Genomic DNA, 15872 nt, shown 5'->3' on the forward strand with positions numbered 1-15872 from the left:
AATTACATATTGAGGCTTTATGACATTCGAATCCTTTTTATAGCTCAGAGGATGCCGCTTCTCCCAGGCCCTTATCTGTTCCCACCATGCCTTATGCTGATTCTTCCATGTCTCCTGGTCGCGTCCGCCTTCTTTTAAGACCTTCAATAGTTTGCTAAGGCCTTTTTTACAATCGCCCACTATCGGGACATCCACCTTGACGTTCTTCTGTATAGAGGTAGGATCAACATCCATATGGATTATCTTCGCCATTGGGGCGAAGGCCTCTATCTTGCCCGTCACCCTGTCATCGAAACGAGCGCCAACGGCTATGATAAGGTCTGTATTCGCCATAGCCATGTTGGAGCAGTAGCTCCCATGCATTCCAAGCATCCCAAGACTATATGGATGGGTACCAGGAAACCCTCCAAGCCCCATGAGCGTCATTGCCACAGGGGCGCTTATCTCCTCAGCCAACGCCCTAAGTTCCTTGTGCGCACCTGCGATGACGACACCGCCTCCTGCATAGATTATCGGCTTTCTTGCCTGCTCGATCAAGGCGCATGCCCTCTCGATCTGTTTGATGTGCGGATCGGCCACCGGTTTATAAGATCTCAACTCTATCTCTTCCGGATAGGCGAACTCGGCCTTGCCGTTCTGGACATCTTTCGGGATATCGATAAGCACTGGCCCAGGCCGGCCTGATCTTGCCAGGTAGAACGCCTCTTTAAGTATTCTTGAGAGGTCTTTTACGTCCTTTACAAGGTAGTTGTGTTTGGTACATGGGCGCGTGATGCCGACTATGTCAACCTCTTGGAATGCATCGTTTCCTATGAGCGCCGTCGGTACCTGGCCTGTTATCACGACCATGGGCACAGAATCCATATATGCAGTGGCGATGCCAGTCACCGTGTTGGTTGCGCCAGGGCCAGATGTGACAATACATACGCCGACCTTGCCGCTCGACCTTGCATACCCATCAGCCGCATGCGTCGCCCCCTGTTCATGGCGCACAAGCACGAATTTGATGCTGCCATCTTTGTCGATTGCATCAAAGACGTCTATGATGGCCCCACCTGGGTAGCCAAAGACCACTTCGACGCCTTCCCTCTTGAGGGCCTCAACAACCATCTGTTTCCCGGCCATCTTAGCCATAAATTCACCTCACTGTCTAAATCTAAATAATGTAATGTCAACATTAAACCACCAGACATACGTCATGCCCATTAGTTAGTGACTGAGTCACAAACAAATGAAATTTATTATCCAAATCTTAATTTGTCAATCATTAGCAGATTAAAATTAGGTAATATTTTTATAAATTAAATAACACGCAAACAAAATCAAATGTCGCTCCTTGTAAGTAGCACAGTTATACTATACTATTTATGTTTTAATAACTCTCGGATCGTTCTATCCATGAAAACCATGAAAATAAAAGACTGGAAGGCCGTGCTTGATTCAATACCAGACATGATCTGCCTATTGGACAGGGAATACCGGCTCATATACATAAACAGGGCAATGAAGGCAAGGCTCGACCATCAACCTGAAATCATTGGAAGACCATGCTATGAAGTTATACACGGCAGCAAGGCCCCGGTTGAAGGCTGCCCGCTTGCAATACTGCTGGCCGACGGCAAATCCCATACCGTTGAGATAACCGGCGGCCCGCTTGGCGAATATGTAGAGGTAAACGTCTCACCGCTTCACGATGAAAAAGGGGCGCTCGTCGGCGCAATACATGTAGCCCACGACATAACCACCCTTAAAAAGACCCAAAAAGACCTCAAAAAAAGTGAGGAACGATACCTAGACCTCCTCGAAAACGCAAACGACCTCATACAGAGCGTGGCCCCTGACGGGTCATTCATCTATGTAAACCGCGCATGGCTTGAAACGCTCGGTTATACCGTGGAGGAGGTAGCAAGGCTGAAGCTCATGGATGTCTGGGCCCCTGAATGCCAATTAAAATGCCAGGATATGTTCAAAACCGTGCTCTCAGGGGGCAGGGCCGAGCATATCGAGACCAGTTTTATTGCAAAAGACGGGCGCCGGATCATCCTCGAAGGAAACGCCAACTGTCACCTCGATGAACAGGGCAGGCCCCTTTTTACCAGAGGCATATTCCGTGATATAACCGAACGCAAAAGGGTCGAAGAGGATAAAAAGAGGCTCGAAGAGAGGCTTCATCGTACGAAAAAGATCGAGGCCATCGGCGTGCTTGCAGGGGGAATAGCCCACGAATTCAACAACATCCTGGCAGGAATACTGGGATATGCCGAGCTTTGTCTAGCCAGGCTCCCTGCCGATTCACCGCTTAAAGAATTTCTTCTAAAAATTGAACAGGGGGCCAGGCGCGCGGCGGAACTCACCAGCAAGATGCTTGCCTATTCGGGCCAGGCCATGTTCATGCCAAAAGAGATAGAGCTTGCGGCCTTTATGAGGGAACAGACCCATCTGATAAGAAATACCATATCCAAAAAGGCCGAATTAAAACTGGAGATTCAAATGGAGCCCATCCTGATCAGCGGGGACCCGACACAGCTGAAATACATGGTCATGGACCTTGTAGCAAATGCATCCGAGGCGCTGAATGACGCTGGCGGCCTTATAACCATAAAAGTGGGCACCATGTACGCAGACAGGCAATATATCTCCCAGGCCTTTCTCGCTGAAGATTCGAAGGAAGATGAGTATGCCTTTATCGAGGTATCTGACACGGGCATAGGCATGGATGAGGAGACGATGGCAAGGATATTCGACCCGTTCTTTACAACCAAATTCACAGGACGTGGTCTCGGCATGGCTGCAGTGCTCGGGATAGTAAAGGGCCACAACGGAATGATAAGCGTCTCAAGCAGGCCGTCCCTTGGCACCACGGTTAAGGTGCTGTTTCCCCTCAAAAGACCTGGGGCCTTACAGCCCGCTGGACGGTCTAATAAAGGCGCAGAAATCAGACCTGCCGCCTCCTGACCATTCGACATGGAAATCCTCTATATCTTCTCCTTTGATTTTATGAAAAGGGCCTTTCTGGCAGGCGCGCTTGTGGGCGCAAGCTGTGCCATACTGGGGATATTTCTAGTACTTAGAAGAGAGGCCATGATAGGCCATGGGCTCTCCCATGTGACATTCGGCGGGGTGGCCATAGGGCTCATGTTCAATCTGGCACCCTTACCGGTCGCCCTTGTCTTTACACTCCTCGCAGGCCTCTGGATCAACGCCATCAAGGACAAATCAGGCCTTGGCGGGGATACCGGCATAGGGATAGTCAGCAGCCTTGGAATGGCGCTCGGGGTCATGCTGGCATCCATAGCAGGCGACTTTAATGCGGAGCTGTTTTCCTATCTCTTCGGGAGCATCCTTGCGATCAGCCAGGGCGAGGTCTGGATGGCGGGAGGACTTGCCCTGGTAACGCTTGCAACCCTCGCATTATTTTATAACGAGCTGGTATATGCCACATTCGACAACCAGACAGCAAAGACGGCTGGCATCAATGTAGGCGTACTCGACATGCTCATCGCCATCCTGACGGCTGTAACAGTGGTGACCGGCATGAAGGTTGTAGGGCTCCTCCTTGTAGCGGCCCTGATGATTATACCGGCGGCAGCAGGGCTTACCATGGCCGCAAGTTTCAGACAGGCTGTATTCATGGCCGTGATCTTTGCCGTTGTCTCCATATTCGTGGGCCTGATCCTGGCCTTTTGCCTCGACTGGCCCGCATCGGGTTCGATAGTCCTGTTGAGCGGCTTGATACTTGGCATAGGTCTTGTCTTCCGACAGAGATACAAATGGACCTGAAAAAGACCTTACTCATCACACCGACAAGACTCGAACTCTATGCCCTTTCCAGCGTCGTTGAATTCTCAAAAGTCGTGGAAAGAAACCGCCTCCCCCATATCGTGTCAGGCATAGGCCCAGGGGCGACCGCCATGACCCTCACAATGATAATGGAGAGGCAAAGGCCTGAGATCGTGATCCTGGTCGGGATCGGGGGCTGCTACAAAGACACCGGGGTCGGGTTGGAAGATGTGTGCCTTGCAGAGTCAGAGATTTACGGAGACCTCGGCCGGTGTACTCCAAAGGGGGTCGAACCCATCGAAATTGGCAATGAAAGGATCCCCATGATGTTCCCACTCAAAGACAGATGGACGCGCTTTTTAAAACCCGATTTTTTTAAAATCCTCGACGGCATTGGGATAAAAGCCATACCAATGGTAACTGTATCATGTGCAAGCGCCGACTTCGAGAGGGCTGCCAGACTGAAACACCGCTTCAAGGCAGCAGTGGAAAACATGGAAGGGGCTGCAGCGGCCCAGGTATGTAGCCTCTATTATGCGCCGCTCATTGAGCTCCGCGGCATAAGTAATTACGCCGGGGATCCTGATAAAGCTAGATGGACGACTGAAGGCGCACTCAAAAAAACCGCCACCGTACTCGTTTCTATACTAAACTACTTGAAAATTCTCTCGCCCGGTGATTGATTAGGCCTGCATGATGAGGCAACATCGAAAAGAATCTTGACAGCAGATATGGACACAGTCAATCCGAGCAGGACAATCTCCCTCGGCCTTTCATCTTGCCCGAACGATACGGGCATATTTTACGCACTCCTCCACAAAAAGGTCCAGTTTTCGCTGGAAATAAACTACTGCATCTCCGACATCGAGGAACTGAATAAAGAAGTCATAAAGCGCAATCTGGATGTAAGCAAGATCTCATACGGCGTGCTAGACCGCATAGCTGATGACTATGTCCTCTTGAGATCGGGAAGCGCACTCGGAAGGGGTTGCGGCCCGCTTATCCTCGGAAGGGAAAAGGATATGACCCCAAAAGACCTCGAATCTGCAAGGATAGCCATACCTGGGGTCCACACTACCGCTGCCTTGCTGCTCAGACTCTATTGTCCCGGGGCGACAAATCTTATACCCATGAATTTTGCAAAGATCGCTCAGGCCGTAGCCGATGGGGACGCCGATGCAGGTGTAATCATACACGAAACGAGGTTTGTCTATCATAAATACGGCCTTGCGCTGATACGGGATCTTGGAGCATGGTGGGAGGAACTGACCGGGCTTCCAATCCCGCTTGGAGGTATAGCGGCAAAACGCCGTCTAGGTCGAAATCTATTGCAAACGCTGAATAATGCCTTAAAATTTAGTGTTTTGTATGCAATGAATAGTGGCCTCAAGGGTGAAATCCTTGACTTTGTCAGGCGTCATGCACAGGAGATGTCGCCGGAGGTTATGGTCAACCACATAAAATTGTATGTAAATCATTATACAGTAGATGTAGGCGAAGACGGCTTGAAAGCGGTAGAGCTCCTGACAAAAGCTACCCATGAAAAGGACATCTTCAGACAAGAAATCGGTTCGCTGTTCATAGAACTTTAAGGCTGGTGAGATACAATGCCACTTAACGGAAACGACAATATATTATCTTTGATATTGGAGGCAGGGCCAGTGGTGCAGATGGTCCTGCTGCTGCTCATCTTCTTCTCAATCCTGAGCTGGACCATCATAATCGTGAAATCAAAGAGATTCCGGCAGGCAAGACGACTTAACGAGGAATTTGAAGAGCTCTTCTGGGACACACAGAACCTTGTACAACTTTACAGTCATGCAAAAAGGATGGATGAGGCCCCTATGGCCGGGGTGTTCCTTGCCGGATATAATGAACTGCGCCGCCTGCAGGAGAGTGTCAAGGACAAGAACATGGCACCCGGCCCAAGGGTATGGATAGAATCACTCGAAAGGAGCCTGAACAAGGGTATCCAGGAAGAGATTGCAATGCTTGAAAACGGCATCCCGTTCTTGGCGACGATCGGCAACTCAGCCCCGTTTATAGGGCTCTTCGGCACTGTTTGGGGCATCATGCGGAGCTTTCACAACATAGGACTCCATGGTTCGGCAAGCCTCGCTACTGTGGCGCCAGGCATATCAGAGGCGCTGATCGCCACTGCGGTCGGACTTTCAGCTGCGATCCCAGCCGTAATTGCATTCAATACCTTTATGAGCTCACTTGCCAGGATAGAGGGGGTTCTTCAGGGCTTCTCGAGTGACTTTATAAATATGGTCGAAAGAAAACTGCTGCCCGGGAAAAACGGCAGGGAGGGCAATTAAAATGGGCATGGGCGCTGTGCCTCAGAAAGGCAAACGCCACTACCTGGCGGATATAAATGTGACCCCACTTGTGGATGTAATGCTGGTACTGCTCATCATATTCATGGTGACGGCGCCCATGATGACCAAAGGTCTGGATGTCAAGCTCCCTGCCGTCAGCGCAAAACCGCTGCCACAAAAAAGAGAGCCTGTTGAGATCACCGTAAATGCCGACGACAAGATATTCCTCAACAAAATACCGGTAGATGAAGAGACATTGAGGCAACGGCTCTTGGAGATGAAAGACAGCGGCTCGGCAGAGCAGGTCCTGTTGAGGGCAGATAGGGCCGTTGCATACGGCGTAGTGGCGGGTGTTATGGCGACGATCAGAGAGGCGGGTATAGAAGACCTTGGTCTTGTAACCGAACCGATTGACTCAGCCGGCGCCAAGGGGAATAAGGCCAAATATGACAAAAAGGTCAATAAGCCGAACAAATGAAGACTGGCAAGTTGCCTTTTTAAGTGCGCTTGGACTCCATATTATCATAGCAGCCATGTCGGTCGTGCTGTCTATGTTTTTTGACGTCCCCAGGCCACTTCCTCCAGTTTATAATGTAAAGCTTTTCGACGTATCGGACATGCCTGCGTCAAGGCCAGCCCCACTCGGGAGACCTACCGCAAAGGCAGATACAGCACCAAAAATCGGCTCGGAATCGCATAAGGTACAAAAGGCCCTACCGCCGGTCCCGAAGATACCAGTGCCCAAACCTCCGAAACCGGTGGTTGAAAAGGAGGCGAGACCCAAAACGCCTCCTCCAAAACCTATTGAAAAAAGGCCTGAACCAAGGCCCGAGACGAAGCCGAAAGAAACAGTCTCTATCTCTGCCGACAAAAAGATAAGGCCTGAACCAAGGCCCGAGGAAAAGGCAGAAAAGCCCCCAAAGGCCACACCACAGGCCCAAAAACAGAAAGAAGAAGATGTGCTCGCCAAAAAGCTGCAATCCATTCAAGAACATGTAAAAGAGGAAAGGCTCCTGAACAAAAGTCTCAATGCGATCCAGGAACATGTTCAAGAAAAGGAGAACGCGGCATTGCTGGCCGAGCGCATAGCCGCCCTTGCAGAAAAACTTGAAAAAAAAGGTATTGAAAAGGAAGGGTCAAATGCAATACCAAGTGGATCAATACAGGCCGGCGGCGGGGGTCAGATCAACAATGAACTCCTGAGGCAGTACCTAGGCGAAATGGTGTCCGCGGTACAGAGCAGATGGGTCCTTCCTGACGAACTCATTAATAAAAAAGGGCTTTTATGCATCATAACATTCGGAATAAACAGCGACGGCTCCATAACAAACATCCAGTTTGAAAAAAAATCAGGACAGGCCCTGTTCGATCAGGCGGCGTTGAGGGCTGTAAAGGATGCGGCCCCGTTTCAGCCCATCCCCAGGGCTATTGCACCCCTTCTCAGTGACGGGATCGGGCTGAAATTCACACAATCGGGTGTTACGTTATGATCTGTGTAATCTGGCAATTTTAAGGAGATGCTGGCCGTATGAAAAAAAAATTTAATGTGCTTCTCTTGATCCCATTCTTAGTTGCATGGGCACATATTGCCCATGCAAGGATATATGTAGACATCACTTCGCCAGGGATGACCAAGATCCCTATTGCCGTGCCTTATTTGAACGTTACGCCCCAGACCATCGAGTATGAGCAACTCGGCCGTAAGATCTCAGAGATCTTGTCCAACGACCTCACGTTTCACGATTTTTTCTCAGTCCTCGACCCAGCCCAATATGGTGGCAGGGCCGATGCCGACTGGAGCAAATTCAGGATAGACTATCTGGTAAAGGGTGCTGTAACTGCTAGCGGAAACGCCATAGTCGTCGATTTTCAACTCATCGACATGTCAAATAATTCTGAGATGGTCAGCAGACATTACACGGGAAGGATCATCGACTACAGATGGATAGCCCACCGTTTCTGTGATGAAATAATTATGGCGATTACTGGCGAACACGGCGTAAGCCTTTCAAAAATAACTTTTGTAGGGCCAAACGGCAGATTCAGGGATGTTTATACCGCTGACTTCGACGGTGCGGACGCAAAAGTGGTGACCAATGAGAGATCTCTTGTCGTGTCTCCGCGCTATTCCCCTGACGGCAAGTATATCGCATACACGTCTTACAGATATGGAAAGCCGCAGATATTTATAAAGGACCTGGCAACCGGGGTCACAAAGAGGATAGCCGCTTATCGCGGCCTCAACATATCACCCGCATGGGCACCGGACGGCAGACGCCTGGCCGTCACCCTCAGCAAAGACGGAAACCCCGACATTTATATCATCGATATCTCCGGCAAGGTGCTGGAAAGACTCACAAATGGACCGGGCATAAACGTATCACCTTCATGGTCGCCGGATGGTGCGAGACTGGCGTTCGTCTCGGACCGCGAAGGCAAGCCACAGATCTACATCTACGACATGATCACGAAGACAATAAAACGCATCACGTATAACGGCAACTACAACACAGACCCACAATGGTCTCCACGGGGCGATAAGATAGTCTATGCCAGCAGGATCGGCGGTCAATTCCAGATAATGACCATCGCCCCAGATGGCGGAGAACCCACACAACTTACTACGGTAGGCGACAACGAAAACCCCTCCTGGTCGCCTAACGGCAGGATGATTATCTTCAGTTCCAACAGGCTGGGCGGGAAAGCCATATTTGTAATGCAGGCAAACGGCGCCGATCAGCGGGTGGTGGTGCGCCGCTTCGGCAACCTGACAATGCCTAACTGGGGCCCGAATGATCTATCCGGGTCTAAATAAAAATAAAAAAAGGAGCCCTTTTATGCAGAAGCCAGACGCCAAATCAAACAAAGCCAAGTCGATCTGTTGGACCGGCAGGAAGGTGGCAGGCCTCCTGTTTGCCGTATGCGCACCAATACTCCTTGCCAATTGCGCCCCGCAGGATCAAGTCATGACCCTCGAACGACGAATGAACAACCTGGCCCTTGAAAACGCAAATATGGCGAACAAACTGGCCGAACTCCAGTCTTCAGGTGGTCTTTCCGAAATACGAGCCACACAGGCTGACCTGTCTAACAAGGTCGATGAGCTGCATGCGGAGATCCTGCGGCTGAATGGCATGATAGACGAGATGAAGCACAGAAACAAACAAGACAAAGAAGAGATAATGCGATTTGCAAACGAGGTGAAGACCCAGATAGACAACTTGAAGGCCCAGCAGGAAACCATAGCCGCCGCATGCGGCGCTCCAAAACCAGGCGGACTCTCCACGCCGCCAGCGCCTACCAATGCCGAGCAACAGCCCGTGCAGACTCCGCAGGAAACGGACCAATATCAACACGGCATTGAACTTTTTAAACAAAAAGATTTCAACGACGCCGAGAAATCGTTTAAATCTTATATAGACAAGAATCCCGATGGCAAACTTATAGACAATGCCTATTTCTGGATCGGGGAGTGCGAATACAACCAAGAGCACTTTGACGAGGCCATCCTCGCCTATCAGAAGGTTATAAGTCAGTTCCCCAAGAGCAACAAGGTACCCGATGCGCTGCTGAAGCAGGGAATGGCCTTCGCAAGACTTGGAGACAAACAGAGCGCAAGGATTTTACTCGAAAAGTTGATAAAACAATTTCCAAATAGTGAACAGGCGGCAAGGGCAAAGAAATTAATTGCCAACCTAAAATAGGGTATGGCGGTGAGACATTGTATGCAACCGATCCGGAGACAATGCATATATGACCTCAATGTTTTTACTAGGCCTTGTCTGCTGGTCTGTCTTTGTATTCTCGCCATATCATGTCACTGCAGCGACGTGCAGGCACAGGAACAGGAACGAACCATAAAGATAGGACTTCTGTGCGACATGTCCGGATTCGATGCACGTTTGTGCAAAGCTGCAGCCCTTGGGGCTAGATCAGCAGTTAACGCCGCAAACTTAGAGGATTGGGCAAAGACAAGACCCCTTGAACTCATCGCGTCCGACACGTCGGGAGACCCAGCCAAGGTCTTGCCAAAGGCGGAAGGACTGGTCAAGGAACAAGGGGTTGTGGCAATCATAGGACCTGAAGGACCAGGTGGCCCTGATGGAACTGGTCAGGATGCCGTACTTGACGCGTTCAAAAAACTGGGCGCCGCCCTACATGTTCCGGTAATACTCATGAGGAATGAAGAGATATTCAGATACTCAACTGGCAATGAAGGGGTCAGGAACTGGACGTTTACCGTAGCGCCCGATATAAACTCGGAGATCAAGGCCCTTTGCCGATGGCTTTCAGCAGGACCCCCCTCAGGACCCCTTCCTGCCAAAAAACGCACGCTTTTCGCCATCGTCCCGGATTCTCCGGTTGGGCAAAAGATAACGCTGCTTCTCAAAGCCTACGGCATCGAATGCGGGATAAAGGCCATATCGTCATCAATCGCCCTGAATCAGGCCGATCTCTCAAGCAGCCTGTCGTTGCAATTTAAAAAGGCCAAAAGTGAAATGGCAGACGTGGTAGCGGCCTTTGGCCTTGGCAGGTCGGCCCTCCCCACCCTTATACGCTCAGCCAGTGAGGCTAGTGTCAATTTGGCCGTATCGGCTGCAATGCTGAACGATGAAACGCCAAAAGAAGCCGGCGCCACTGCCCGCTTTTTTATCATAGCCCCTCCCCTTTTGGCAAACCAAGGACTGAAAGACGACCACCCGTGCAAAGTGGCTGTAATACGTTTCGAACTTGATATGGGAAATAAGATAGACAATCTCTCCCCAGCCGAGATGCTCGCCGCGGGTGCCGGCTGGGATGCAATAAACCTCTTGGCGGCAGGCATCAAAAATCTGCAGACCCTGGATGCCGATACACTACTTAAGGCCATCGAAGGTCTGAATGCGCCTTACGCTGGGGTAATGGGCCTTATAAGACCCTCTGAGACCGTGCATACAGGTCCATTGCCCGAATCGCTCATAGTCGTAGAAAAGAAGGCTGGAACGTCCTTCACACCCGAGGAGACATACAAAGGTCCGGACCTGCAACTGCCGAATCTATAAAAAACTAAACCCTTACCACCTCTTATATAATTTTACAACCTGGTTCCTCCATGCCATCTTTATATTGATCTTGGCCAAAAAGGATAGATCAAGGGGGCGTGTGACCACCCTAACCCTGCCCGATTTTACAGCCTCAACGATGGATTCGGGATCGGGTTCCGCATCGATCAAGGAATAAGTGGTATGGAACTGTGACCTTTGGTGGGCGTCAGATGTCCCAACCATTGGCAGACGGCATTCCTCTGCGATCCGCTGTGCAGCCCTATTGAAGCTGAGGTGCTCTGTATAAAAATGACAAAACTCTATGGCGTCGAAAAGGGTTATATTGGGCCTTAAAAGCCCTCTTAATGCCTTGGGGCTTGGATAATAAGGGTGAGGGGCGATTACAAGGCCTTGAGGGGTCTTCAATCCCCTGAGACCTCGGAGACTGCCGCGGTCCACGGATGCGAAATCCAAGTTGTAAAGGAGCACATGTCGCCCTTCAATAGTGGCCTCCATGCCGGGGATAAGAACTATCCCTCTTTCCTTTGCGTAGTCTCTAAGGTAACCGCTATAGGTGAGATGGTCGTGGTTAGTTATCGACAGGACTGAATAGCCGAGACCGTGGGCCATGTCTATGAGTTCGACGGCGCTGTAAAAAACCACGTCTTGAGGGTCTTCAGAGGTATGGATATGTAGATCGGCCTTTAAAAGAGGCATGGTCGTCACCTAAAACGGATCGCTCCTCATATGAAACCTATAGAGCACCGGAGAGATAATAAGCTCTAAAATCAAAAAAACAAGCACTATGATGGCTATCTCGCCCCACTCCAGACCAATTTCCCTTTTTATACACCAAAGCGGCAAAAAGGACTCAAGGCCTTGATCAAGACCTATGACACTGTTGCCCGATCCAAACCGCAGCCGTCTCTTTATAAAGCTTGAAAGAAGATCGCCGACCATGGAAAAGACGGCTATCTTTGCACCCAGCCATGCCCCCGGAAAATAAAAAAGACTACATACGGCAGTGGTCCCAAATATCGAAAGGATCAGACCCCTCCATGTCTTGTGGGGTCCGAAAAGCGGCTGACCGTCAAGGAAAGAAAGACCGAGGTCAACCGGCATGGCGAGTCGTTCCTTGAGAAACAATGTAGCCGCCAATGGGATAGAATTTGCACACCCTAAACACAGCAGGAGCATGATATCTCTGTGCCAATTGGGGTGCAGAATCATGGCTATCTCTTGCGGACAAGGATCAGGCAGCGTCTATACCCAGCCGCCGGGGTCCGGGTCTCAACTGGCCTTGCAACCCAACCCTTGCTCGTAAGCCAGCCTTCTTTAGCCTTCAATTCCTCTATCCCCTTGGGCCCTTTTAACGATACAATCAAACCCCCTTCCCTTACAAGACCACTGGCAATCTCGACAATCCTGTCTAATGGACCTACCGCCTGGCTGATTACAAGGTCAAACCCCTCACGAGGCCTTCGTATTGGCACGTCATCCAGGCCAATCCTGCCATGTTCCGCCCAGACCCCTGAAAGTCCCATCTTGGCGATCAAATACCTCAAAAATGAGACCTTTTTGCGGACTGCGTCAACAAGCGCAACCTCGAGGTCCTGCCTTATAAGCTTCAAAACAAGCCCTGGCACGCCAGCCCCTGTGCCGATATCGAGCACCGTATTTGCGCCCTCCGGGGTATGAAGCGCAACAAGGATGGTGTCGCCGACATGCCTCAAGGCCATCTCTCTCGGGTCAGTGATCCCTGTAAGGTTTATCCGCCTATTCCATGATTCAAGCTCAAATATATAGGCCATCAGGTCGGACAACACCCTTTCGGTGGGATCAATGCCGGATTCTTCAAACAACCGAGCCAGGATTGAGGCCACGGAAGGTGCAGGATATACCGGACTAATTCTCACTCTCCCGCGACAGGTTTGCAAAGGTTGAATATTTTGATACAAAGGCCAATTGAACAACGCCCGTAGGACCGTTTCTCTGTTTTGCTACGTTTATCTCGGCCTTGCCCCTATTAGGATTGTCTTCGCTAGGATTATAGACCTCATCTCTATAAATGAAAATAATCACATCCGCATCCTGCTCAATGGCACCTGACTCCCTCAAATCCGCCATCTGGGGCTTTTTATGAGGCCTATCCTCAACCTTGCGGTTTAATTGGGAAAGGGCTATCACCGGCACATTCAGTTCCTTTGCCATGGCCTTCAACGAACGCGATATCTCCGATATCTCCTGCTCGCGTCTCTCACTCTGACCTCTGCCGCGCATAAGCTGCAGATAATCCACGATCACCAGCCCAAGATCATGTTCGCCTTTGAGCCTTCTCGCCTTAGCCCTCATCTCAAGAACCGATGCAGCAGGGGTGTCGTCTATAAATATAGGGGCCTCCGAGAGGCGCCCGGCAGCGTTTATCAAGGCAGGCCAGTCATGCTCGCTTAAAAAACCCGTTCTGACATTTTGTGCATTAACCCTCGCCTCTGAACATAGCATCCTGAGGGCGAGCTGTTCCTTGGACATCTCAAGTGAAAAGATGGCTACCGCTATATTTTGATCGATCGCCGCCTTTTGGGCGATATTTAATGCAAATGCGGTCTTGCCCATACTAGGACGTCCGGCTATGATAATGAAATCAGATGGCTGGAAGCCTGCGGTCAACTGATCAAGTTCTTCAAATCCACTCGATATGCCTGTAATCAGGCTCTTGTTTTCATAGAGGGCCTCAACCTTTTTGATGCTGTCCTTCAAGATGCCGTTTAATGGATAAAATGCTTGTCGTATCTTTTGCTGGGATATCTCAAAGATGGAAGACTCGGCGGATTCGATTATCTGATCTACGTCTCCAGACTCTTCATAGCACAGGGTAGCTATATCGGAGGATGCCTGGATAAGTCTACGCAACACCGCCTTATCTCTAACGATCTTTGCATAATATTCTATGTTGGATGCAACCGGCACCACCTCAGCGAGTTCGGCCAGATAGGAGGTCCCGCCCACAACATCCAACTGCCCCTTGGACTTGAGGAGATTGTTGACCGTTATAAGGTCTTGAGGCTCATTTCTGGCAAAGAGATCAAGCATCGCCTCATAGATGACGCCATGAGCCTCCCTATAAAAATCTCCAGGGCTTAAGGTGTCAACAACCTTCAAGATGGCACCGTCTTCTATGAGAATACCCCCCAGAACACACTGCTCGGCCTCAACATTCTGGGGTGGCATCCTATAGCCAGCCGACCGCTCTATGGATTTCAATCGGACGAGGGCCAAAATTATTGCTCCATAGGCATTACTTTAACCTTAAGAGACGCGCTAACATCGCTGCTGAGCTTCACTGGTATATCGAATTCGCCCACGGATTTTATGGGTTCGTCCATATATATCTTACGGCGATCGATCACATAACCCTTTGACTCAACGGCCTTGGCGATATCCATGCTTGTGACTGAGCCATAGAGTCTGCCTTCTTCACCGACGCGCACCTTTATCTCTATGTCCAATCCCCCAAGCTTGGCTGCAAGCGCCTCATACTCGGCCTTGAGCTTCGAGGCCCTGGCAAGTATCATGCTGCGCTGGCGCTCTATCTGGTCCATATTCTTCTTGTCAAACGGGAGTGCAAACCCTTTTGGAATCAAGTAGTTCCTGGCATAGCCAGACGCAACCTTAACCACATCGCCGGCCTTCCCAAGCGGCCGAACGCTCTCTCTCAGGATGATCTCCATTAATATACCTCCATAATGAATGAATTTGCTTAAACCCCCCTTGGCGGCGTCATTGTGGCCTTAGACCTGAAATCGAACCATACATCAAAGAGACCTATGGTCGCTACAGTCAAGATGCCATACCATTGAACTGTAAGCAAAAAGATCACAGGCCACTTTATGAATGCTGGGGTGTTGAAGACCTTGAAGAAAAAAGACATTACCGAAAGACCTTGTACAAAATATATCCCGCCTATGAACAACAGGCAATTTTCAGCGCAGACCACATACCAGCCTTGCCCGAACAATGCCAAGGCACCAGCCAAGATACCGAGCCATACGAGGTGGTCAGGCATTTTCCACATAGGAAACTCTGGTCCGAAGACCCCTTTCTGAGGATGACCCTTATGGATAAGACGCGCCCCTATAAACACATTCACAAGACTTGCCGTCAAAAAGCTCAACCCTACAAGACTGGGCAGAAAATTTGCAACGATGGTCTTAAACTGATTGAGCAAGGCCTCAAACTCAGGCCTATGTGTATTATTGTACAGACTCGCCGCCTGCTCAAGGTCGTTGATCACCGCCCTTTTTGCCTCACTATATGCAAAAAAAAGGTTGCCGTTTGAACCAACAGCCATTACTGAAACTACATACAGTAAGAAATATATAAGACAGGCAAGAAACGTCTTCGGACCCGACCAGACCTTAGACCTGGCAAAAAGTAGCAATATCGCACAACCTAAAATCTGGACGAGCAGTATCACATTTCCGGCTGCGGCAACCTTTAGCAGCAACAAGGCGGCTGAAATAAACGCCGCCCCAACAATAAGGCATGCATATTTTATGTCGATATCCCGCATCATACCGACAAGTAGACCAGGTATGAAAAATTGCGATAAAGATCCACATCCGACCGTTAGATACGGACTTGCCAAAACTAGCAGAATAACAGCCCATCTCCCAAACGGTCCGTTGCGAACCAAGGATACCCCCATGCAAATAAACAACCTAGACGCCGCTCAATGCCAGGCGCCACA

General features: G+C 50.1%; 17 protein-coding genes. 10 read left to right on the forward strand and 7 right to left on the reverse strand.

Annotated features, from left to right (window positions below; genetic code table 11):
- A partial coding sequence (gene ilvB, locus ACP5SG_RS04595) for a biosynthetic-type acetolactate synthase large subunit (protein ID WP_428122407.1) occupies positions 1-1134 on the reverse strand: 1134 nt, incomplete at its 3' end.
- Positions 1135-1398: 264 nt separating this feature from the next.
- Between ilvB and ACP5SG_RS04600 the strand changes: the two genes are divergently transcribed.
- From ACP5SG_RS04600 to ACP5SG_RS04645, 10 genes are read left to right on the forward strand one after another with little or no spacing between them, the layout of a single operon-like run.
- Positions 1399-2955 carry a PAS domain S-box protein gene (locus ACP5SG_RS04600; RefSeq protein WP_428122410.1) on the forward strand — a complete coding sequence of 519 codons (1557 nt, stop codon included), beginning with the start codon at positions 1399-1401 and terminating at the stop codon, positions 2953-2955.
- 42 nt (positions 2956-2997) lie between these two features.
- Positions 2998-3780, forward strand: a complete 783-nt coding sequence (locus tag ACP5SG_RS04605) for a metal ABC transporter permease (protein WP_428122414.1) — start codon at positions 2998-3000, stop codon at positions 3778-3780.
- Positions 3771-4463: a futalosine hydrolase gene (mqnB, locus tag ACP5SG_RS04610; protein WP_237889306.1), complete on the forward strand. Its 693-nt coding sequence runs from the start codon at positions 3771-3773 to the stop codon at positions 4461-4463. Before ACP5SG_RS04605 ends, mqnB begins: the two co-directional genes overlap by 10 nt.
- 48 nt (positions 4464-4511) lie before the next feature.
- Positions 4512-5372, forward strand: coding sequence for a 1,4-dihydroxy-6-naphthoate synthase (locus tag ACP5SG_RS04615; protein ID WP_237889305.1), 861 nt, complete (start codon positions 4512-4514; stop codon positions 5370-5372).
- 15 nt (positions 5373-5387) lie between these two features.
- Entirely contained in the window at positions 5388-6101 is a 714-nt protein-coding gene (tolQ, locus tag ACP5SG_RS04620) for a protein TolQ (protein WP_330873326.1), read from the forward strand.
- A 1-nt stretch (position 6102) separates the two neighbouring features.
- Positions 6103-6579 carry a protein TolR gene (gene tolR, locus ACP5SG_RS04625; RefSeq protein ID WP_237889304.1) on the forward strand — a complete coding sequence of 159 codons (477 nt, stop codon included), beginning with the start codon at positions 6103-6105 and terminating at the stop codon, positions 6577-6579.
- Complete coding sequence (locus ACP5SG_RS04630; protein ID WP_237889303.1) at positions 6548-7591, forward strand: cell envelope integrity protein TolA; 1044 nt, start codon at positions 6548-6550, stop codon at positions 7589-7591. Before tolR ends, ACP5SG_RS04630 begins: the two co-directional genes overlap by 32 nt.
- Positions 7592-7629: 38 nt before the next feature.
- Positions 7630-8916: a Tol-Pal system beta propeller repeat protein TolB gene (gene tolB / locus ACP5SG_RS04635; protein WP_428122423.1), complete on the forward strand. Its 1287-nt coding sequence runs from the start codon at positions 7630-7632 to the stop codon at positions 8914-8916.
- Positions 8917-8938: 22 nt separating this feature from the next.
- Complete coding sequence (gene ybgF / locus ACP5SG_RS04640; protein WP_424661148.1) at positions 8939-9805, forward strand: tol-pal system protein YbgF; 867 nt, start codon at positions 8939-8941, stop codon at positions 9803-9805.
- Positions 9806-9826: 21 nt separating this feature from the next.
- Complete coding sequence (locus ACP5SG_RS04645; RefSeq protein WP_424661149.1) at positions 9827-11143, forward strand: ABC transporter substrate-binding protein; 1317 nt, start codon at positions 9827-9829, stop codon at positions 11141-11143.
- 12 nt (positions 11144-11155) lie between these two features.
- Here the strand turns inward: ACP5SG_RS04645 and ACP5SG_RS04650 are convergent, their stop codons facing one another.
- From ACP5SG_RS04650 to ACP5SG_RS04675, 6 genes are read right to left on the reverse strand one after another with little or no spacing between them, the layout of a single operon-like run.
- Entirely contained in the window at positions 11156-11842 is a 687-nt protein-coding gene (locus ACP5SG_RS04650; protein ID WP_237889845.1) for a PHP-associated domain-containing protein, read from the reverse strand.
- A gap of 9 nt (positions 11843-11851) precedes the next feature.
- Positions 11852-12355: a CDP-archaeol synthase gene (locus ACP5SG_RS04655; RefSeq protein ID WP_237889299.1), complete on the reverse strand. Its 504-nt coding sequence runs from the start codon at positions 12353-12355 to the stop codon at positions 11852-11854.
- A gap of 2 nt (positions 12356-12357) precedes the next feature.
- Entirely contained in the window at positions 12358-13041 is a 684-nt protein-coding gene (rsmG, locus tag ACP5SG_RS04660) for a 16S rRNA (guanine(527)-N(7))-methyltransferase RsmG (RefSeq protein WP_424661151.1), read from the reverse strand.
- Complete coding sequence (dnaB, locus tag ACP5SG_RS04665; protein WP_237889844.1) at positions 13031-14353, reverse strand: replicative DNA helicase; 1323 nt, start codon at positions 14351-14353, stop codon at positions 13031-13033. The genes rsmG and dnaB overlap by 11 nt, the downstream gene beginning before the upstream one ends.
- 50 nt (positions 14354-14403) lie before the next feature.
- Positions 14404-14853 (reverse strand): 50S ribosomal protein L9, encoded by a 450-nt coding sequence (gene rplI / locus ACP5SG_RS04670; protein ID WP_237889297.1) that lies wholly within the window; start codon positions 14851-14853, stop codon positions 14404-14406.
- 29 nt (positions 14854-14882) lie between these two features.
- On the reverse strand, positions 14883-15830 hold the full coding sequence (locus tag ACP5SG_RS04675) for a DUF2232 domain-containing protein (RefSeq protein ID WP_428122434.1): 948 nt from the start codon (positions 15828-15830) through the stop codon (positions 14883-14885).
- Positions 15831-15872: the final 42 nt, after the last annotated feature.

The organism is Dissulfurimicrobium sp. (assembly GCF_049968175.1).
GTDB lineage: Bacteria > Desulfobacterota > Dissulfuribacteria > Dissulfuribacterales > Sh68 > Dissulfurimicrobium > Dissulfurimicrobium hydrothermale.